This window comes from Streptomyces sp. NPDC088923 (assembly GCF_044749745.1).
Lineage (GTDB): Bacteria > Actinomycetota > Actinomycetes > Streptomycetales > Streptomycetaceae > Streptomyces.
Map to the genome: position 1 here is coordinate 348,763 of NZ_JBIVIO010000002.1, position 17,539 is coordinate 366,301.

Annotated in this window: 22 protein-coding genes and 1 pseudogene; 15 read left to right on the forward strand and 8 right to left on the reverse strand. The window is 73.5% G+C overall.

The genetic code is table 11. The features are described 5' to 3' along the window. Nucleotides 1–131: 131 nt before the first annotated feature. From ACIP4O_RS12735 to ACIP4O_RS12750, 4 genes are read left to right on the forward strand one after another with little or no spacing between them, the layout of a single operon-like run. Entirely contained in the window at nt 132–1,073 is a 942-nt protein-coding gene (locus ACIP4O_RS12735) for an ABC transporter ATP-binding protein (protein WP_401574459.1), read from the forward strand. After that, nucleotides 1,070–1,882, forward strand: a complete 813-nt coding sequence (locus ACIP4O_RS12740; RefSeq protein WP_401574462.1) for an ABC transporter permease — start codon at nt 1,070–1,072, stop codon at nt 1,880–1,882. The genes ACIP4O_RS12735 and ACIP4O_RS12740 overlap by 4 nt, the downstream gene beginning before the upstream one ends. An 8-nt stretch (nt 1,883–1,890) precedes the next feature. Further along, nucleotides 1,891–3,153, forward strand: coding sequence for a sensor histidine kinase (locus ACIP4O_RS12745; RefSeq protein ID WP_401574464.1), 1,263 nt, complete (start codon nt 1,891–1,893; stop codon nt 3,151–3,153). 9 nt (nt 3,154–3,162) lie between these two features. After that, complete coding sequence (locus ACIP4O_RS12750) at nt 3,163–3,783, forward strand: response regulator (protein WP_401574466.1); 621 nt, start codon at nt 3,163–3,165, stop codon at nt 3,781–3,783. A gap of 91 nt (nt 3,784–3,874) precedes the next feature. Here ACIP4O_RS12750 and ACIP4O_RS12755 read toward each other — a convergent pair whose 3' ends face one another. Both ACIP4O_RS12755 and ACIP4O_RS12760 read right to left on the reverse strand, forming a co-directional pair. After that, nucleotides 3,875–4,732: a SirB1 family protein gene (locus ACIP4O_RS12755; protein WP_401574468.1), complete on the reverse strand. Its 858-nt coding sequence runs from the start codon at nt 4,730–4,732 to the stop codon at nt 3,875–3,877. After that, a complete protein-coding gene (locus tag ACIP4O_RS12760) occupies nt 4,729–5,910 on the reverse strand; it encodes a GNAT family N-acetyltransferase (protein ID WP_401574938.1) in 1,182 nt (393 codons plus the stop codon). Before ACIP4O_RS12760 ends, ACIP4O_RS12755 begins: the two co-directional genes overlap by 4 nt. A 143-nt stretch (nt 5,911–6,053) precedes the next feature. On the opposite strand from ACIP4O_RS12760, the gene fdxA reads away from it, so the two are divergent. Together fdxA and dapC are read left to right on the forward strand one after the other, a co-directional pair. After that, the gene (gene fdxA / locus ACIP4O_RS12765) at nt 6,054–6,374 is read left to right on the forward strand and encodes a ferredoxin (protein WP_010267089.1); all 321 of its coding nucleotides are present in this window, start codon (nt 6,054–6,056) and stop codon (nt 6,372–6,374) included. A gap of 167 nt (nt 6,375–6,541) precedes the next feature. Further along, a complete protein-coding gene (gene dapC, locus ACIP4O_RS12770; protein WP_401574470.1) occupies nt 6,542–7,651 on the forward strand; it encodes a succinyldiaminopimelate transaminase in 1,110 nt (369 codons plus the stop codon). Between the two features lie 103 nt (nt 7,652–7,754). Here the strand turns inward: dapC and ACIP4O_RS12775 are convergent, their stop codons facing one another. Continuing rightward, nucleotides 7,755–8,168, reverse strand: a complete 414-nt coding sequence (locus ACIP4O_RS12775; protein ID WP_007822412.1) for a hypothetical protein — start codon at nt 8,166–8,168, stop codon at nt 7,755–7,757. 297 nt (nt 8,169–8,465) lie between these two features. Further along, nucleotides 8,466–9,485, reverse strand: a complete 1,020-nt coding sequence (locus ACIP4O_RS12780; RefSeq protein ID WP_401574473.1) for a hypothetical protein — start codon at nt 9,483–9,485, stop codon at nt 8,466–8,468. A gap of 350 nt (nt 9,486–9,835) precedes the next feature. Here ACIP4O_RS12780 and dapE point away from each other — a divergent pair, with 350 nt between their 5' ends. Further along, the gene (gene dapE, locus ACIP4O_RS12785) at nt 9,836–10,954 is read left to right on the forward strand and encodes a succinyl-diaminopimelate desuccinylase (RefSeq protein WP_401574476.1); all 1,119 of its coding nucleotides are present in this window, start codon (nt 9,836–9,838) and stop codon (nt 10,952–10,954) included. A gap of 108 nt (nt 10,955–11,062) precedes the next feature. Next, complete coding sequence (locus ACIP4O_RS12790; RefSeq protein ID WP_164289154.1) at nt 11,063–11,812, forward strand: TIGR00730 family Rossman fold protein; 750 nt, start codon at nt 11,063–11,065, stop codon at nt 11,810–11,812. A 66-nt stretch (nt 11,813–11,878) separates the two neighbouring features. Here ACIP4O_RS12790 and ACIP4O_RS12795 read toward each other — a convergent pair whose 3' ends face one another. Genes ACIP4O_RS12795 through ACIP4O_RS12810 form a run of 4 tightly spaced genes read right to left on the reverse strand, consistent with a single transcriptional unit; the run spans nt 11,879 to nt 13,223 of the window. Further along, entirely contained in the window at nt 11,879–12,271 is a 393-nt protein-coding gene (locus ACIP4O_RS12795) for a DUF6188 family protein (RefSeq protein WP_401574479.1), read from the reverse strand. Nucleotides 12,272–12,312: 41 nt separating this feature from the next. Next, nucleotides 12,313–12,663, reverse strand: coding sequence for a hypothetical protein (locus tag ACIP4O_RS12800; RefSeq protein WP_401574481.1), 351 nt, complete (start codon nt 12,661–12,663; stop codon nt 12,313–12,315). Nucleotides 12,664–12,669: 6 nt separating this feature from the next. Continuing rightward, nucleotides 12,670–13,062, reverse strand: a complete 393-nt coding sequence (locus ACIP4O_RS12805; RefSeq protein ID WP_401574483.1) for a hypothetical protein — start codon at nt 13,060–13,062, stop codon at nt 12,670–12,672. Continuing rightward, the gene (locus ACIP4O_RS12810) at nt 13,059–13,223 is read right to left on the reverse strand and encodes a hypothetical protein (RefSeq protein WP_401574485.1); all 165 of its coding nucleotides are present in this window, start codon (nt 13,221–13,223) and stop codon (nt 13,059–13,061) included. The genes ACIP4O_RS12805 and ACIP4O_RS12810 overlap by 4 nt, the downstream gene beginning before the upstream one ends. A 106-nt stretch (nt 13,224–13,329) precedes the next feature. On the opposite strand from ACIP4O_RS12810, the gene ACIP4O_RS12815 reads away from it, so the two are divergent. The 7 genes and pseudogenes from ACIP4O_RS12815 to ACIP4O_RS12845 all read left to right on the forward strand — a co-directional run bounded on the left by ACIP4O_RS12815 (nt 13,330) and on the right by ACIP4O_RS12845 (nt 17,515). Then, complete coding sequence (locus tag ACIP4O_RS12815) at nt 13,330–14,160, forward strand: helix-turn-helix domain-containing protein (protein WP_401574488.1); 831 nt, start codon at nt 13,330–13,332, stop codon at nt 14,158–14,160. After that, nucleotides 14,157–14,366, forward strand: a complete 210-nt coding sequence (locus tag ACIP4O_RS12820; protein ID WP_401574490.1) for a DUF397 domain-containing protein — start codon at nt 14,157–14,159, stop codon at nt 14,364–14,366. Before ACIP4O_RS12815 ends, ACIP4O_RS12820 begins: the two co-directional genes overlap by 4 nt. 72 nt (nt 14,367–14,438) lie before the next feature. After that, the gene (locus ACIP4O_RS12825; RefSeq protein ID WP_401574492.1) at nt 14,439–14,702 is read left to right on the forward strand and encodes a DUF397 domain-containing protein; all 264 of its coding nucleotides are present in this window, start codon (nt 14,439–14,441) and stop codon (nt 14,700–14,702) included. 339 nt (nt 14,703–15,041) lie between these two features. After that, entirely contained in the window at nt 15,042–15,545 is a 504-nt protein-coding gene (locus ACIP4O_RS12830; RefSeq protein ID WP_401574494.1) for a hypothetical protein, read from the forward strand. Nucleotides 15,546–15,623: 78 nt separating this feature from the next. Then, nucleotides 15,624–15,770: pseudogene (locus tag ACIP4O_RS12835) on the forward strand (glyoxalase); the annotation flags it as partial. A gap of 213 nt (nt 15,771–15,983) precedes the next feature. Beyond that, nucleotides 15,984–16,397 (forward strand): MerR family transcriptional regulator, encoded by a 414-nt coding sequence (locus ACIP4O_RS12840; RefSeq protein WP_401574496.1) that lies wholly within the window; start codon nt 15,984–15,986, stop codon nt 16,395–16,397. 98 nt (nt 16,398–16,495) lie between these two features. Further along, complete coding sequence (locus tag ACIP4O_RS12845) at nt 16,496–17,515, forward strand: zinc-dependent alcohol dehydrogenase family protein (RefSeq protein WP_401574498.1); 1,020 nt, start codon at nt 16,496–16,498, stop codon at nt 17,513–17,515. Nucleotides 17,516–17,539 lie beyond the last annotated feature (24 nt).

The following is a 17,539-nucleotide window of genomic DNA, read 5'->3' on the forward strand; positions in this document are numbered from 1 at the left end:
CCCCGCTCCTCAAACGCCGGAGGGGCTGCATGGTGGCCCCGTTGATCTGCTCGCCCCATGACATCTGTCATCCCCGACCCAGGACGCCCGGCACTGCCGTGTCCGCCCTCTCCTCCGTCATCCTCATCTCTATGACGGATACACGTGATGTGGCGGGGGAGCCTCCCGTCGTCGCCTTTGACGACGTGACGAAGAGTTATGGCGAGGTGCGGGCCGTGGGCGGGCTCTCGCTTGTGCTGCGGCCCGGCGAGACCGTCGCGTTGCTCGGGCCCAACGGGGCGGGGAAGTCGTCCACGCTCGATCTGCTGCTCGGGTTGCGCCGTCCCGACGCGGGGACCGTGCGGCTCTTCGGGGACTCTCCCGAGCGCGCGATCGCCGCCGGGCGCGTCGGGGCGATGCTCCAGAGCGGCGGGCTCATGGAGGACGTGACGGTACGGGAACTCGTCACGTTCGCGGCGCGGCTCCACCCGCGCCCGTACCCCGTGGACGACACGCTCGCCGTCGCCGGGCTCACGGGCGTCGCCGAGCAGAAGGTCAACAAGCTCTCCGGCGGGCAGGAGCAGCGCGTACGGTTCGCGCTCGCCACCATCGGGGACTGCGACCTCATCGTGCTCGACGAGCCGACCACCGGCATGGACGTCACCGCGCGCCACGCCTTCTGGGCGACCATGCGCGAACAGGCCGCCTCGGGCCGTACCGTCCTCTTCGCGACGCACTACCTGGAGGAGGCCGACGCGATCGCCGACCGCGTCCTCGTCCTCAACAAGGGCCGTCTCCTCGCCGACGGCACGGCCGCCGAGGTCAAGGCGCGCGCGGGCGTCCGCCGGATCTCCTTCGACCTCGGGCCCGACGAGGCGGCCGGGCTCGCCGAGCGTCTGCGCCCGCTCCCCGGGCTCACCGCACTCGACGTCTCGGGCCACTCCGTCCGCCTCGCCTCGCGCGACGCCGACGCGACCGTGCACGCCCTCTACGGCCTCGGCGACCTCTACCCGCGCAACCTCGAAGTCACGGGCCTCGGGCTCGAACAGGCATTCATCGCCCTCACGACGGCCGAGGAGGCCACGACCGCATGAGCAACGCATCGACGGCGGTGCCGCAGGCGCCCGCCGCCCGCCCCACCACCGTCCCCCGCTCCTCGCTCACCCGCACCCTCGCCCTCCTGCGCCTGGAGATCGCGAGGACCACGCGCAACGGGAAGTTCCTCTTCTTCTCGGTGCTCTACCCGGCCGGTCTCTTCCTCCTCATCACGGCGGGCCAGGACGGGGACTCCAAGGTCGGCGACCTGACCCTCTCCGCGTACTTCATGGTCTCGATGGCGTCCTTCGGCGCGCTCACCGCCGTGCTCGTCGGCAACAGCGAGCGCATCGCGAGGGAGCGCGAGAAGGGCTGGGTGCGGCAGTTGCGGCTCACGCCGCTGCCGGGGCACGGCTACGTCCTCAGCAAGATCGGCTCGGCGGCCGTCGTGAGCCTGCCCTCGATCGTCGTCGTCTTCGTCGTCGGCGCGACGGTCAAGGGCGTACGGCTCGACGCCTGGCAGTGGCTCGCGCTCCTCGGCCTCATCTGGGCGGGCAGCCTCGTCTTCGCCGCGCTCGGCGTGGCGCTCGGCTACCTCGCCACCGGCGACGCGGTCCGGCCGCTCACGATGCTCATCTACTTCGGCCTGTCGATGCTCGGCGGGCTGTGGCTGCCCAGTACGAACTTCCCGCACTGGCTCCAGGACATCGCCTCCTGGACCCCGACCCACGCCTACGCGGCGCTCGGCCAGGCCGTCGAGGCGGGGGGCGCGCCGCACGCGAGGGACGTGCTCGTCGTCATCGGCTACCTTCTCGTCTTCACGGCGGTCGCCGCCCGGCTGTACCGCAGGGACACTCTGAAGGCGTGACGGCACCGATGACGACCAGTTCACCCCCGGCCCGCTCCCGCCTCCTGCGCGCCCTCGCGTCTTTCGCCCGTCCCGCGTTCATCGGCCACCCGCCGGGCAACCGGCGCGAAGCGCGCGGGAAGGCGCTGTGGATCGGGGTCTGGCTCGTCTTCCTGATCGACCCGCTGGACGACCTCCTCGGCGGCGCGCACACGGCGCCCGCCCGCGCGGCGGGGTGGGCGGGGCTGCTCGTGTTCGTCGCCTGCTACCTGACGCTCGTCATGCGGGACGTCACGCGCGCGCGTGCGAGGGCCCGCTCCCTCGTCCTGCTCGGCCTCATGCTCGCCCTCGCCGTCGCGCTGCCGCTGGGGCTCGGCGACTCCTGGTACGTGCTGCTCGTCTACTTCGCGGTCTCGTGCGCGACCGCGCTGCCGCTGCCGTACGCGCGGTACGCGGTCGTCGCCTCGGCCGCGCTGCTCCTGGTCCTGCCGCCGCTGCGCGGCCACGGCCCCGAGTGGGGCACGGTGATCCCCGTCCTGCTCGGCGGTTTCGCGATGACGGGGGTACGGGAACTGGTGCGCACGACCATCGAGCTGCGCCGCGCCCGCGCGACCGTGGCGCAGCTCGCGGCGAACGAGGAGCGCCTGCGCCTCGCCCGCGACCTGCACGACCTGCTCGGCCACTCGCTCTCGCTCATCACGCTCAAGAGCGAACTCGCGGGCCGCATGCTGCCCGCGCACCCCGCCGAGGCCGCCCGTCAGGTCAGCGAGATCGAACAGGTCAGCCGCCAGGCCCTCACCGACGTCCGCGCCGCCGTCGGCGGCTACCGGCGGCCGACGCTCGACGGCGAACTCGCGGGCGCCCGCATCGCCCTCACCACGGCCGGCATCGCCGCGCACCTCCCCGAGGAGGCGCCCGCGCTGCCCCCGGAGCCCGCCGCCGCGCTCGCCTGGGTCCTGCGCGAGGCCGTCACCAACGTCGTACGCCACAGCGACGCCCGCACCTGCCGCGTGAGTCTCACGACCCGCCAGAGCCTCCAGGGCCCCTACCTGGACCTGCGCGTGGAGGACGACGGGGAGGGCGCGGCGGGCGCGCCGCCCGGCCACGGGCTGACGGGCCTGCGGGAACGCCTCGCGGACGTCGGCGGCACCTTGACGACGGGCCCGGCGCGCGCGGGCCGCCGCGGGGGGTTCGCGCTGAGCGCCCACGTACCGCTCGACGAGACGGCGCCCGGGGGTCCGGCGTCGGGCGGCTCGTCGTCCCGGGACCCGGGTGCCGGGGGACCCGCCTAAGCTGCCCGCATGACGACGCAGCGTCCCGTACGCCTCCTGCTCGCCGAGGACCAGGCGATGGTGCGCGAGGCGCTCGCCGCGCTGCTCGGCCTGGAGGGTGACATGACCGTGGTCGCGCAGGTCGCGCGCGGGGACGAGGTGCTCGCCGCCGCCCGGGCGCACGCCGTGGACGTCGCGCTGCTCGACATCGAGATGCCCGGCATGACGGGGCTCGACGCCGCCGCCGCGCTGCGCGAGGCGCTCCCCGGCGTCCGCGTCGTCATCCTCACGACCTTCGGCCGCCCCGGCTACCTGCGGCGCGCGATGGAGGCGGGCGCGAGCGCCTTCCTGGTCAAGGACGCCCCGGCCGCCGAACTCGCCGCCGCCGTACGCCAGGTGCTCGCCGGAGAACGGGTCATCGACCCCGCCCTCGCCGCCGCCGCGCTCGCCGAGGGCGCCAACCCCCTCACCCCGCGCGAGGCGGAGGTGCTGCGCGCCGCGGCCGGAGGCGGGGGCAACGCCGAACTCGCCACCGCCCTCCACCTCTCCCAGGGCACGGTCCGCAACTACCTCTCGACGGTGATCCAGAAACTCGCCGCCCGCAACCGCGCCGACGCGGTGCGCATCGCGCGGGAGAAGGGGTGGCTGTGAGGCGTGCGGGGCGGGTCGGCCGGGCTCGTCCGGCTGCCGTCACGGGGCTCGGGCTCAGCGCCGGAGGGCCTGGGGGGGGGGGTGGCCGCGCTCAGTTCAGGTGCGCTCGTGCGCTCCTCGCCTCCGTCCGGACGGAGGCGGCGAGTTCGCCCGACACCGCCTCGACGACCTCCGCGTACCGCTCGAACTCCGCGGCCGCCTCCAGGTAGTCGCCGCGGCGCACCAGGAGGCGGGCCCGGTCGCGGCGCAGTTCGGCCGGGTGGGCGGGCAGGAGCAGGCCCAGCTCGGCCGCCCACAGCGCGACGTCCGTGCGCTCGGGGCGGGACTCGGCCCACGCGGTGATGTTGCCGAGGACGCGCCGGACGATCTCCAGCGGGCCCGCGGGGGAGAGGCGGTCCGGGCTCAGCGGCCCGCCCGTCGTCCGCGCCACGAGGTCGGCCGCCTCCGTACGGTCCAGCGGCCGGCCCGCGCCGAAGGGGTCCACGAGCACCTCCCCCGGCTCGCCGAGCCCGACCACGAAGTGCCCCGGCAGCGCGACCCCGTGCACCGGCGCGCCCGCGCGCCGCGCCACCTCGATCCACACCACCGAGAGCAGGATCGGCAGCCCCCGCCTGCGCCGCAGCACCTCGTGCAGGAGCGAGGACTCCAGCCGCTCGTAGTCCCCGGGCTCCCCGTGGAAGCCCTCGCGCGCCCCCAGCACCTCGCGCAGCGCCCGCGCCCAGTCCGCCGGGCCGCCGGGGCGGAAGGGCAGCGTGCCCGCCAGCCGGTCGAGTTCGGCCTCCGCCGCGTCGATGCCCGCCGGGGTCAGCTTCTCGTCGCCCTCGGCCGCGAGCAGCAGGCACAGACGTGAGAGCGAGGGCCGCTCCTCGCGCGCCTCGGCCGCGAAGAGCGCCCTGCGCTCCGCCCTGGCACGGGCGCGGTCCGCCGCCCCGCCCTCCGTCCCGTTCACGCCGACTCCGGGGCCCGGTAGTGGTGGTAGTGGTGGTGGACGGTGAAGCCGAGCCGCGTGTACAGCGCGACCGCCGCCTCGTTGTCCCGCTCGACCTGGAGCCACGCCGCCGAGGCGCCCTCCGCGAGGGCGGTCCGCGCGAGCGCCCCCATGACCCGCCGCGCGAGCCCCGTCCGCCGCCGCTCCGGGGCCACCTCGACCGCCGAGAACCCGGCCCACCGCCCGTCCACGACGCACCGCCCGATCGCGTCCGGCACCCCGGCGGCCTGGGACACCCCCTTGCCCGTATGTACGAAATCCCTACGACCGGAGGCGGTGTCGCCGCCCCCCGCGCCCGCCGCGTCGACGCGCGCGAACCACGGTGAGGGCCCGCTCGCCAGCACGGCCAGCACCCCCGGCGGCACCCCGCCGGGCCCCGTACCCGCCGCCCGGTTGTACCGCCGCAGCCACGCCTCGTCCGGCGTCCTGCCGAGCCGCACCCCCGGATCGGCCGTCTCCGGGCCCTCGGCGATCGGGGCCACGACCGCGAGCGATCCCATGGACGCGGGCCCCAGCTCGGCGAGCGGCGCCAGCGCGCCGACCATCACAAGGGCCGACACCTCGCGCCGCCACCCGTGCTCCTCCAGCTCGGCGGCCAGCACCTCCTGCGTGTCCCCCGCACCGGTCGCGAGCTGCGCGTACGCGGGCAGCCCCCGCGCCCCGTACCACCGACGCACCTGGTCGAGCGCCTCGGGGAGCGGCATCCCCGGGTCCCCGAGCGGCAGTACGGAGTTGGCGCGCCGCGTGAATCCGGTGGACGCGCCCGCGCCGCCCACCGCCCCGTCCACCCGCGAGGCCCGCAGCAGCCAGCCGCCGAGCGCCTCCCGCTCCACGGCCTGCCAGCCACGCTCCTGAACCCCCGCCAGCTCCGCGAAGTCCGCCGCCGGACCGCGCCTGCGCGCGGGCGCCGCCGGGACGACCTTCGCCGCGACCACCGTTTCCTCCGCGAGTCGCACCCGCGTCCCGTCCCGCCGCGTCACGAGCAGCACGCCCTCGTCCCAGGATGTGAGAATGCCCACCGTGTCCGTGAAAGCGGCACCCGGCGCGGCGGCTTCGGTGAGACTCCGCACGGTGACTCGTTTGCCCACGTCAGACGCGCCGATACGGACTTCAAGGCGTGCTCCCGCCGCGAATTCCATGGTGTGGACCGCCCCTCCTGTTCGGATCATGACCCCGAGCGGAGATACTAGGTGCCGGGCATCGACGACGCCGCTCCCGCGCGCGCCAGGCGGCGGGACCCCAGGACGGGCCCGCCAGCGCCCTATCGAGGAGGAACGACAGCGTGACCTACGTCATCGCGCAGCCTTGTGTCGACGTCAAGGACAAGGCTTGCATCGAGGAGTGCCCGGTCGACTGCATCTACGAGGGGAAGCGTTCCCTCTACATCCACCCGGATGAGTGCGTCGACTGTGGGGCCTGCGAGCCGGTCTGCCCGGTCGAGGCGATCTTCTACGAGGACGACACTCCGGAGGAGTGGAAGGACTACTACAAGGCGAACGTCGAGTTCTTCGACGAGCTGGGCTCGCCCGGCGGGGCCAGCAAGCTCGGCCTGATCGAGCGCGACCACCCCTTCGTCGCCGCCCTTCCGCCGCAGAACGGGTGAGCCGCGGGCCTTGCGGCCCGCCTCCGCTTTCCCGGTGCGCCCGCGCACTTCCGGTCCCGCCCGTGCACCCGCACCGGCGGGACCTGCGCTTTTCCGGTACGGGTGACACACCGCCACCCCGCCGGGAAACGCCCCGTACCCGCCCCGCCCCCCCGAAAAGAGCCCCCGTGCCCGCCTCCCCCCGGCCACTGAACGACCTGCTCCCCGACTTCCCCTGGGACAAGCTGGAGCCGTACAAGAAGACCGCGGCCGCACACCCCGAGGGGATCGTCGACCTCTCGGTCGGCACCCCCGTCGACCCCGTGCCCGGCTTCGTCCAGGACGCCCTGAGCGCCGCCGCCGACTCGCCCGGCTACCCGACCGTGTGGGGCACGCCCGCGCTGCGCGACGCGATCGTGGAGTGGGCCGGGCGGCGCCTGGGCGCCCGCGGCCTGAGCCACCGCCACGTGCTGCCCGTCGTCGGCTCCAAGGAGTTTGTCGCCTGGGCCCCGCTCCAGCTCGGTCTCGGCCCCGGCGACCGCGTCGCCTACCCGCGCCTGGCCTACCCCACGTACGAGGTCGGCGCTCGCCTCGCCCGCGCGGAGCACGAGGCCTACGACGACCCGACGACCCTCGACCCCGAGGGCCTGCGCGTCCTGTGGCTCAACTCGCCCTCCAACCCCACCGGCCGCGTCCTCGGCAAGGACGAGCTGACCCGGATCGTCGCGTGGGCGCGCGAGCACGGTGTCCTGGTCCTGAGCGACGAGTGCTACCTCGAACTCGGCTGGGAGGCCGACCCGGTCTCGGTGCTGCACCCGGACGTGTGCGGCGGCTCGTACGAGGGCATCGTCGCCGTCCACTCGCTCTCCAAGCGCTCCAACCTCGCCGGGTACCGCGCCGCGTTCGTCGTCGGTGACCCGGACGTGCTCGGCCCGCTGCTCCAGGTCCGCAAGCACGGCGGCATGATGACGGCCGCGCCCGTCCAGGCCGCCACGGCCGCCGCCCTCGGCGACGACAAGCACGTCGAGGAGCAGCGCGAGCGCTACGCGGCCCGCCGCACCGCGCTGCGCACGGCCCTGCTGGACCACGGCTTCCGCATCGAGCACAGCGAGGCGAGCCTCTACCTGTGGGCGACGCGCGGCGAGTCCTGCTGGGACACGGTCGCGCACCTCGCCTCGCTCGGCATCCTGGTGGCACCCGGCGACTTCTACGGGGAAGCGGGCGAGCACTTCGTACGCGTCGGCCTGACGGCGAGCGACGAGCGGATCGCGTCGGCGGTGGCCCGGCTCTCCGCCTGAGGCCGCCTCAGCGCGGGCGCGGGAGGACGTACGGGTACGGAACGGGCCGGGGCCCGGGGAGTTCGCGCTCCCCGGGCCCCGGCCCTCCTGCGTCGCTTCCGGCTCAGCCGAGCGGGAGGCCCTTGGTGGGGAGGAGGCCGCCGAGGCCGCCGGTGAGGCCGCCGCCCTTGCCGGTGCCGCTGACGGTCTTGCCCGCGCCGCCGAGCAGGTCGCCGTTGCCCGCGCGCTCCGTGACGGGGGCGACGGTGTGCCCGGCGTGGCCGACGAGCTTCCCGGCCTCGGGCGCCGCCTTGCCGACCGCCTTGCCGCCGGTCTCGCCGAGCGTCTGCGCGGCGCCCTTGGCGGCACCGTCGACGGTCGAGCCCACGGCGTCGCCGTCGAGCGAGGAGACCCCGAGGCCCTGCGTCGAGGGCAGTTCGGCGGCGTTCGCGGCGCCGGCCGCGCCGATCACGGGCGCGGCACCGGCGGCGAGCAGCAGCGCGGCACCGGCGAGGCGGCGGGTGAGGGGCTTGGACATGGTGCTCCTTCGCGGGGAAACAGTGAGGGTGTACGGGACCCACCGGGGCCCCGGACGCCGTGACTACCGCGTGAGCCGGGCGAAGGTTGCGGGACGCCTGGGCAAAGAGTTCGCAATGCGTCGTATTGTCGGCCTCTCGCCGCGCCTCCGGGGCGAGGGCGCTCGCACCGCCTCCGACCTGCGGTTCTCCACTCCGGGTACCTCTTCCGAGGAGCCCTCGCCGTCCCTCGCGCGGGCGAGGTGTCGTACGGCTGAGCCCGCTGCGGCGTGCGGGGCGTGCGGGGCGTGCGGGGTCGCTCAGGGCGCGGTCACGATGCGTACGTCCGCCGGTCCGGCCGCGCCCTTCGCGCCGCCCGCCGCGCCCTCGCCCGTCGTCACCTCGCGCCACGTGTGCCCCGTGCCCGACGCGCGCCACTCGCGGCCCGCGTAGGTGACCTCGGAGAGGTGCAGCACGGAGGCATGGGCGACGGCCCACTGCGCGAGTTCCCAGCCGCGCCGCCCCGCCTCCGCCTCCTCGGCGCCACGGAGTGCGGTGACCGGTACGACGACGGTACGGGCCCGTGCGGGCGCCCCCGCGAGCGTGGCCGCCACCGGCGAGGGCGTGGTGGTGGCAGCGGCGGGCGCGGCCTTCTTCCGCGCCTCGGGGGCGCCGGGCAGCACGCCCTTCCCGAAGTCCCGGATAAGCGCGGCCCGTACCGCCGAGGGATCGCCCGCGCCGTCCGGCACGGTCGACTCGCACGTGAGCGCGGCCTTCGCCCGGCCGGTGAGCGCGGCGGCGAGGAGGCTCGCGTCCGGCTCGTGCTGTGCGTAGGCGTCGGGGAAGCCGGAGCGCTGCACCTTCTGCGCGGCGACCGTGAGCGGCAGGCTCGCGTAGCCATCGACCTTGTCGAGCCGCTGGTAGAACTTTCCCGCGCTGTAGACGGGGTCCATGATCTGCGCGACCGTGCCCCAGCCCTGCGAGGGCCGCTGCTGGAAGAGGCCCACCGAATCGCGGTCGCCGTGGTCGAGGTTGCGCAGCCCGGACTCCTGGAGCGCGGTCGCGAGGGCGATCGTCACGGCCCGTTCGGGCATGCCGCGCGAGGTACCGACGGCGGCGATCGTAGCCGCGTTCACCGCCTGCTCGGCGTCGAAGAAGTACGGGTCCCGCTCCCCGTCCGCCGAGACGACCTCGCAGCCGGTCCGCGCCTGCCGCGCGTCGGACCCGAAGCGCACCACGAGATAACCGGCGAGCGCGCACGAGACGGTCAGCGCGGCTCCGTAGCGGAGCAGCCTGCGACGGCGCAAGGGGCGGGAGGGCGAAGGCTCGGGCACGCCCATAAGGTAACGGGTTCGCGGCGCGGTACCAGCCCCCTCGCGGAAGACGGCGGGAACGCTGTGCGCGGGCTGTGGGAGCGGGCCCGCGGGGGAAGCCCTCGGGGTGCGGTCGGGGCCTGTGCGCGGCCTGTGCGCGGCCCGTACGGGCACGGGCCGCCGGGGCGCGGGGGCAAGGCGGGCGGGGAGGAGCCGCCGGGCGGGCGGCCGTACGGGTGGCGGGGTCGGCCCGGTACAGGTAGCGGGGTCGGCCGGTACCGGTGGCGGGGTCGGCCGCGTACGGGTGGCGGGGTCGGCCGCGTACGGGTGGCGGAGTCGCCCCGTATCCCCGCGCACCCCCGCGTTAGGCTCGCCGCATGCGTGACACCACCGGCCCCAGCCCCGTCGCCCCCGTGCTCGCGGCGCCCGCGCTCGATCTCGGGCTCGACGCGGGGGCCCTCACGGCCGCCCTGGTCGACGTGCCCTCCCCGAGCGGCGAGGAGGGGGCGCTCGCGGACGTGATCGAGGCGGCCCTGCGCCCGCTGCCGCACCTCACCGTCGACCGCTTCGGCAACAACATCGTGGCCCGCACGCACCTCGGCCGCCCCGAGCGCGTCGTCCTCGCGGGGCACATCGACACGGTCCCGATCGCGGACAACGTGCCCTCGCGGCTCGACGCGGACGGCCTCCTGTGGGGCTGCGGCACCAGCGACATGAAGGCGGGCGTCGCCGTACAGCTCCGCCTCGCGGCGACCGTCCCGGCCCCGAACCGGGATCTGACCTTCGTCTTCTACGACAACGAGGAGGTCGCCGCCGACCGCAACGGACTCGGCCACCTCGCGAGCGCGCACCCCGACTGGCTCGCGGGCGATTTCGCCGTCCTCCTCGAACCCTCGGACGGCGAGGTCGAGGGCGGCTGCCAGGGCACGCTGCGCGTCCACCTCCACACGCGCGGCGAACGCGCCCACTCGGCCCGCTCGTGGATGGGCGCCAACGCCATCCACGCCGCCGCGCCGATCCTGGCCCGCCTCGCCGCGTACGAGCCGCGCCGCCCGCTCGTGGACGGACTGGAGTACCGCGAGGGCCTCAACGCGGTACGGATCGAGGGCGGCGTCGCGGGGAACGTCATCCCGGACGCCTGCGTCGTCACCGTCAACTACCGCTACGCGCCCGACCTTTCGGGGGACGAGGCGCTCGCGCACGTCGAGGAGGTCTTCGCGGACTGCGGCATCACGGACTTCGTCGTGGACGACCACAGCCCCGCCGCCCGCCCGGGGCTGACCCATCCGGCGGCCGCCGCGTTCGTCGAGGCGGTGGGCGGCACGCCGCGTCCCAAGTTCGGCTGGACGGACGTGGCCCGCTTCAGCGCCCTCGGCGTCCCCGCCGTCAACTACGGCCCGGGAAACCCGCTGCTCGCCCACAAGCGCGAGGAGAACGTCGAGATCCGCCACGTCCTGGCGGCGGAGGAACGCCTGCGGAGCTGGCTGATGGCCTGAACACATCCCCCCTTCGCGCCGCCACCACCTCCCGCTCATCTCCGCTTGCGTCCCTGGCCATGCCGGAGGTCCTACGCTGTCCGGACGCACGAATGAGAGGGGAGCGCGATGGCCAGTCTCGAATCGAACGGCCCGGTGGAGGAACAGCGCCTGGGACCGGTGGTACGCAGGCGCGACCAGGTGCAGCCCGGTACGACGGACCAGCGGCTGCTCGACTCGCGCGGTGACACGGACTGGCTGCACACGGACCCCTGGCGGGTCATGCGGATGCAGTCGGAACTCGTCGACGGTTTCGGCGCGCTCGCCGAACTCCCCCCGGCCATCAGCGTCTTCGGCTCCGCCCGGACGAGCCCCGATTCACCGGAGTACGCGCTCGGGGTGCGCCTCGGCCGCGCCCTCACGGAGGCCGGCTACGCGGTGATCACCGGCGGCGGCCCCGGCGCGATGGAGGCGGCGAACCGGGGCGCGTGGGAGGCGCAGGGCACGTCGGTGGGGCTCGGTATCGAGCTTCCCTTCGAGCAGGGCCTCAACAAGTACGTCGATATCGCGGTCAACTTCCGCTACTTCTTCGTCCGGAAGATCATGTTCGTGAAGTATGCCCGGGGATTCGTCGTCCTCCCCGGCGGCTTCGGCACGCTGGACGAACTCTTCGAGGCCCTGACCCTGGTGCAGACCCAGAAGGTCACGCGCTTCCCGATTGTCCTCTTCGGCACGGCGTACTGGGGCGGTCTCGTGAACTGGCTCCGCGACACGCTGATCGCCGAGGGCAAGGCGAACCCGGACGACCTGGACCTCTTCCACCTGACGGACGACGTGGACGAGGCGGTCGCGCTGGTGACGAAGGAGGCGGGGGTCTGAGCGACCCTGCCCGGCGTACGGGGGCGGGTATGCCCCGTCCCCGTTACGGGGGGTCGAGTCCGGTGGTCAGCCGGGCAACTTCAGCCCGCCACCGGGCAGTGAGCTGATGAAGTGGCGGCCCCGCAGATGGATGAGCCAACCGGGGCCGCCGGTCGAGACCGGCACGTCCAGGCGCCATTCGTTGGCGAAGCGCACGCGCAGGCCGCCCGCGTCCCCCGCGTGGACCTCGGCGATCACCTGACCGAGCAACAGCGGCAGCCGGTCGAGGTGGGTCCGGGTGGCCGCGTGCACGGCCAAGGCCCCCTCGCTCGTCGTCAGTTCGGCCGGACAGTGCACCTCGATCCCGTCCGGCCCGGCGTGAAGCCGCAGGACGCTGCCGATGATCATCTCCGTGATGCCGCTCCCGCGCATCGAGCGGACGTCCCAGCCGCCGTCCACACGGTCGATCCCGTTGTCCATGCCGCCGAGCCTACGGACATCCGCAGCGTGTGTGCGCAGCCCTAACCGGCGTCGGCCTCGCGCGACCGGGCGGGAACGCACGGCCCCCGGTGGCCCTCGTAGAGGCCGCACGGCAGGTGCCCGGCCGGCTCGGGGCACGGCCGCGCGACCCGTACGCGCCACACGGGCACCCCGGCCCCGAAGGTGCCCCACACGTGCCCGGACGGGTCGGCCAACTCCCGGACCACGCCCTCGTGTTCGTACGTGAGGTGCGGGGCGAGCGCGCAGCGCACGGTGGTATGGGGCGGGGCGCCGGGCGAGCGGGTCACCCGGAGGGCCATCTCGGCGACGGGCGGCGTGACGTTCCCGGTGGCCTCGCAGCGGGGCGGGGTGGTGGGGGTGGAGTCGGGCATGGGGGATCACCGGCTTTCTGGCGGGGACGGGGGGAGAGGCGCGGCGGTGAGCGCGTACCAGGCGCCGCCCAGGTCGGGGAAATGGAACGAGAGCGCTCGCCCGTGCGCGAGCAAGTGCCGTACGCGCGCCTGCCGTTCACGGTCCTCCGCCCACGCGCGCAGGGCGGAGGGGGCGTCGGGCCCGGGGTCGTACGTGGGGTGAAGAGTGCCAGCCGCCGCCCAGCGGGTACGGGGCCCGGGGTCGAGCCGCACGGCGAGCCGCAGCGCTTCCGCGCGCAACCACTCCGCCGCCTCGCCCACGTCGGTGATCCGAGCCCGCGCGAGCACCCACCCACCGGACCCGTCCCCGCCGCGCGAGGCGACGAGGAGCGCGAGGCGGGCCGTGGTGGCGGAGCTCACGAGGCGTCCGCGACCGGCCTGTTGTGGGGGTGCCGGGCGCGGAGAACGCGGCAGTCGGCGGCCTTGGAGTGATCCCCCACGGCCTCGGCGGCCCGCTCGACCTCGCGGAGACGGTGGCAGACGGGGCAGTTGTCGGCGGGGGGAGGGAAGGGAACGGGCATACGGATCACTCCTCTTTGTAGCGAAGCAGCTACCGGGAGTCCTCAGGCTGAACTAGCCTGAGCGAGCTATCAAGTTTCAGCTGGGTGGCAGATAGAGGGGGGCGTCATGGTCAATCGCAGGAAGCTCAACCCGGAAGCGGGGCCGCGCGCGGCCTTCGGTGCGCGTTTGCGCATGCTGAGGGAGCAGCGGGGGTGGACGCAGCCGGAGTTGGGCGAGCGGATGGGATATGCCGCGTCGCATATTTCAGGCGTTGAAATTGGTTCGCGAAATGCAACTGCCAAGTTCACTGCACGTGCTGACAAGGTGTTCGGTACCGGAGAGGCGCTGACCCGCCAGGGGGACGCGCTCCGCAACCCGGCGATACTGGACGGCTTCGATGACTACGTGGCGTTGGAGCGACAGGCCGTCGAGATCCGGGTATTTGAGCTGGGCATCATGCCTGGACTTGTCCAAACTCTCCGCTATGCCAAAGCGATTCAGGCTGGAGCGATGGCGCGCGGTGCTGTCACTGCGCAGCAAGCGGAGGAGCGAATTGCTCGACTGCTCGCACGGCAAGGCGTCCTTGAGCGCGAGTCTCCGCCGAAGATCTTCACCGTTATTGATGAGGGTGCGCTGCGCCGTTGGGTAGGCGGCGCAGACACCATGTCCGAGCAGTATCAGCGTTTGCTCGACTTCGCAGCCCTCCCCAACGCAGTGCTGCAAGTAGCTCCGTTCTCCCTCGGGGAGTACCGGCCGTTGGGGTTCCCGGTCTACTTGTTGACTCTGCGCAACGGGCAGCACGTTGGGTATACAGAGTCTGCTCAGAGAGGGCGTCTGGAGCGTGAATCGCGCTATGTCGAGCCACTTTTCACGGACTACCATCACCTACAGGTCGAAGCGCTGCCCCAGGCAGAGTCAGCGGCCGTGATCGAACGCGTACGAAAGGGAACATCGTGACGACCCACCCCCTCCACTGGTTCAAGTCCTCCTACAGCGAGAGCAACGGTGGTGCGTGCGTGGAGGTTGCCGCCGACCTCGTCGTCTCCCACGGCGTCGTCCCCGTGCGCGACTCGAAGTGCGCAGCCGGACCGGTCCTGACGGTGGCGTCCTCGGCCTTCGCGGGCTTCGTGGCGGGCGTGAAGTCCGGCGAGCTTTCCGCCTAGTTGTCAGAAACCCCATACGAAAGCCCGCCCCGTCCCGCAAGGGGCCCGGCGGGCTTCGTCGTGTCCAGACGCGTGGCTGCGCACACCACGGACCCGCTGCATACTGAGGCCAAGTCCCCCCTGGCGAAAGGACCCACCGCCCCCGAGTGGCGCAAGTCCTCCCACAGCGAGAACGGCGGCGCCTGCGTGGAGGCCGCCACCAACCTGGCCCCGTCGACCGGCACGGTTCCCATCCGGGACAGCAAGCGCCCGGCCACCACCGCCGTCCTTACCCTGCCCGCCCCGGCGTTCGCCGCCTTCGTGGCGGCCGTGAAGGCCGGTAAATCCTTGGCCTAGTCCCCCCACCCGAACGGCGCCCGGCCGACCCCCGCATCCGGCCCCATCGAGCGTGCGCCGACACCGTCCATCGTCGGGCTGGCCGTCACGGACCAGTCATCACTGCCCTCCGTTGAGGCGGCCGCGCATGCGCCGCGCCTTCAGCCTCCAGCGCGCACGGGATGCACTCCTGCACGGCCCTGATCTGCTCGGCACGTAGCTCCTCCACCCGCGACGCGAGGCAGGCCCGCAGGGGCCGGGCCGTTCTACGAACCACTTTCGAGTGACGCCCCGGTGGCTCGTGGCGCAGCCCGGGCCTGTAGTCGGCGGTGTCAGTGCTCGCGACTACGGTGCGCGGTCATGGGACTCTCGGGATCTTTCATCGTGGCGCGCGCCGACCGGCCGCTGACGGGGCTGGGGGCGATGCGGGGCTCGGGCGGTGAGCCGCAGTGGTGGGCGCGTGATGGCGAGTGGCAGATCCTGCACGTGTGCCCGACGACTGATCCCGAGGGGACGATCGTGAGCGAGACGGGCGCTCCGGTGCTGGTCTGTCACGTGGTGGACAGCGACTTCGCGGGGGTTCAGGCGGCGAGCCCGGAGGGGGCGTCGTGGCGCTGTGCCCTGTCGCCCGGGATGGCGCGGGATTACGGCGTGCCTGAGGAGTGGATCGGTGACGCGGCCGAAGCGGGTGAGCGGGCTGTGGCGTGGGCTCGCGAGGCCGGCCTTCGGCCGGACCCGGTGGCGCTCAAGGCGGTCCTGGTGGCCGAGTGCGATCCGCTCGCGGAGGACCTGGTCTTCGCGCTCGTCCACGCCTTGGGATTCCGGTTCCGCGGCGGGGCCGAGCTGGAACCCTGGGCGGTGTGACGGAGCGTCGCCCGTCCCGCCCCGCGAGGAACCGGCGGGCCTGCCGTGCGGTACCGGCGCAAGCCCCCACCGGACCGGGTATCGGAAGTGAACGCGACGTATGCCGCCGTGCGGGCGAGCGGCGCGGAGATCGTCCATCCTTCGCGGGACGTGGAGTGGGACGTACGGCGCTTCTCCGTCCGTGACCCCAGCGGCCGCGTGGTCAACGTGCTGAGCCACCACTGAGGGGCGCGGGCGGCCACGCGGTCCGTCAGCGCGCGCGGCCACGGGGCGCCGGTCGCCCGCTCACGCGGGAACCGCGCGGGGCCGGAGGCCGAAAATGACACCTGCCTCGAAGAACGTGCAGGTCAGCATGGTCGTTGACTTCAAGTGCTCGAAGTTTCTACTGTCGATGTGGTGACAACGGAAACCGGTGAGGGCACCCATACGATCAAGGAAGTGGCAGCGCTGACCGGCCTGCCCGCCAGCACGTTGCGTTACTACGAGTCGGTCGGTGTGATCGCGCCGGTCGCCCGGGGCGAGAGCAGCAGGCACCGGGTCTACACGGACGCGGACATGAACCTGCTGATCGGGATCGCGTGCCTGGCGGCGACGGGCATGTCCGTCAACGACATGCGGAGCTACGTCGAGAACGGCCAGCGCGGCCCGGCCGCCGCGGAGCGGCAGATCGCGCTGCTCGACGAGCGCGCCGAGCGCCTGGCCGAGGAGGCCCGGCTCGTCAGGGTCCGGCGGAAGTACGTCGACCTCAAGATCGCGTACTGGCGCGCCGTGGCCGCCGGTGACGAGACAGAGGCCGAGCGGCTCGCCGAGGACGCGCGCTCGCTGGTCAAGCGGCTCAGACTGGTCAAGTAGGGCGGTCGTCCCCGGGCGGGCCTGCCTGCCCGGGCCGCACCACCGTGGTGCCGGTGGGGTCCGCGGAGTCCGGAGAAAGCGACAGGAGAGATTTTTTCATGCGCCAAGTAGTGATGACCAAGCCTGGTGAGATCGTCGTCGAGAAGCGCCCCGACCCGAAGATCGAGGAGCCGACGGACGCCGTCATCCGGCTGACCGCCACGTGCGTCTGCGGGAGCGACTTGTGGCCGTACCGCGGTGTGCGGGAGGTCCACCACCAGGTCATGGGGCACGAGTACGTCGGTGTCGTCGAGACCGTGGGACCGGAGGTCGAGACGATCAAGGCAGGTGACTTCGTCGTCGGCTCGTTCTGGGCCTCGGACAACACCTGCGAGATCTGCCGGGCGGGTTACCAGTCCCACTGCGTGCACCGCACGGTGATGGGGTCGATCGGCACCCAGTCGGAGCGGGCGCGCGTCCCGCTGGCCGACGGCACGCTGGTGGCCACGCCGGGCGTGCCCGACGCAGACCTCGTCCCCTCCCTGCTCGCCGCCTCCGACGTCCTCGGCACGGGCTGGTTCGCCGCGGACGCCGCGCAGGCCGGTCCGGGCAAGACCGTCGCCGTCGTCGGGGACGGCGCGGTCGGCCTGCTCGCCGTACTGGCGGCGAAGCACATGGGCGCGGAGCGGATCATCGCCTTCAGCCGCCACGCGGACCGGCAGCGACTGGCCCGGGAATTCGGGGCCACCGACATCGTCGAGGAGCGCGGCGACGAGGGTGCGGAGAAGATCAAGGCGATGACCGGCGGCCTCGGCGCGCACGGCGTCGTCGAGGCGGTCGGCACGCAGGAGGCCATGATGCAGGCCATCCATGCCTCGCGTCCGGGCGGCCACGTCGGCTTCGTCGGCGTCTCCCACGACGTCAGCATCCCGGGGGAGCTGCTGTTCAGCACCGGAATCCACCTCCACGGGGGTCCCGCGCCGGTCCGCCGGTACCTGCCCGAGCTGATCCGGCTCATCTGGGACCGCGAGATCGACCCCGGCCGGGTCTTCGATCTCACGCTCCCGCTGGAGCAAGCGGCCGAGGCCTACCGGGCGATGGACGAGCGCCGCGCGATCAAGGTGCTCCTGACGCCCTGACCCGGCCACGGCCACACGAACGAG

What these genes read in the sequence shown, in the direction of transcription:
- ACIP4O_RS12810 (WP_401574485.1), bottom strand. Translation starts at nt 13,223, where the DNA reads ATGCCCGTTCCCTTCCCTCCCCCCGCCGACAACTGCCCCGTCTGCCAC.
- ACIP4O_RS12800 (WP_401574481.1), bottom strand. Translation starts at nt 12,663, where the DNA reads ATGCCCGACTCCACCCCCACCACCCCGCCCCGCTGCGAGGCCACCGGG.
- ACIP4O_RS12790 (WP_164289154.1), top strand. Translation starts at nt 11,063, where the DNA reads ATGGCCAGTCTCGAATCGAACGGCCCGGTGGAGGAACAGCGCCTGGGA.
- ACIP4O_RS12745 (WP_401574464.1), top strand. Translation starts at nt 1,891, where the DNA reads ATGACGACCAGTTCACCCCCGGCCCGCTCCCGCCTCCTGCGCGCCCTC.
- ACIP4O_RS12845 (WP_401574498.1), top strand. Translation starts at nt 16,496, where the DNA reads ATGCGCCAAGTAGTGATGACCAAGCCTGGTGAGATCGTCGTCGAGAAG.
- ACIP4O_RS12775 (WP_007822412.1), bottom strand. Translation starts at nt 8,168, where the DNA reads ATGTCCAAGCCCCTCACCCGCCGCCTCGCCGGTGCCGCGCTGCTGCTC.
- ACIP4O_RS12735 (WP_401574459.1), top strand. Translation starts at nt 132, where the DNA reads ATGACGGATACACGTGATGTGGCGGGGGAGCCTCCCGTCGTCGCCTTT.
- ACIP4O_RS12830 (WP_401574494.1), top strand. Translation starts at nt 15,042, where the DNA reads ATGGGACTCTCGGGATCTTTCATCGTGGCGCGCGCCGACCGGCCGCTG.
- ACIP4O_RS12815 (WP_401574488.1), top strand. Translation starts at nt 13,330, where the DNA reads ATGGTCAATCGCAGGAAGCTCAACCCGGAAGCGGGGCCGCGCGCGGCC.
- ACIP4O_RS12760 (WP_401574938.1), bottom strand. Translation starts at nt 5,910, where the DNA reads ATGGAATTCGCGGCGGGAGCACGCCTTGAAGTCCGTATCGGCGCGTCT.
- ACIP4O_RS12795 (WP_401574479.1), bottom strand. Translation starts at nt 12,271, where the DNA reads ATGGACAACGGGATCGACCGTGTGGACGGCGGCTGGGACGTCCGCTCG.
- ACIP4O_RS12750 (WP_401574466.1), top strand. Translation starts at nt 3,163, where the DNA reads ATGACGACGCAGCGTCCCGTACGCCTCCTGCTCGCCGAGGACCAGGCG.
- ACIP4O_RS12780 (WP_401574473.1), bottom strand. Translation starts at nt 9,485, where the DNA reads ATGGGCGTGCCCGAGCCTTCGCCCTCCCGCCCCTTGCGCCGTCGCAGG.
- dapE (WP_401574476.1), top strand. Translation starts at nt 9,836, where the DNA reads ATGCGTGACACCACCGGCCCCAGCCCCGTCGCCCCCGTGCTCGCGGCG.
- ACIP4O_RS12740 (WP_401574462.1), top strand. Translation starts at nt 1,070, where the DNA reads ATGAGCAACGCATCGACGGCGGTGCCGCAGGCGCCCGCCGCCCGCCCC.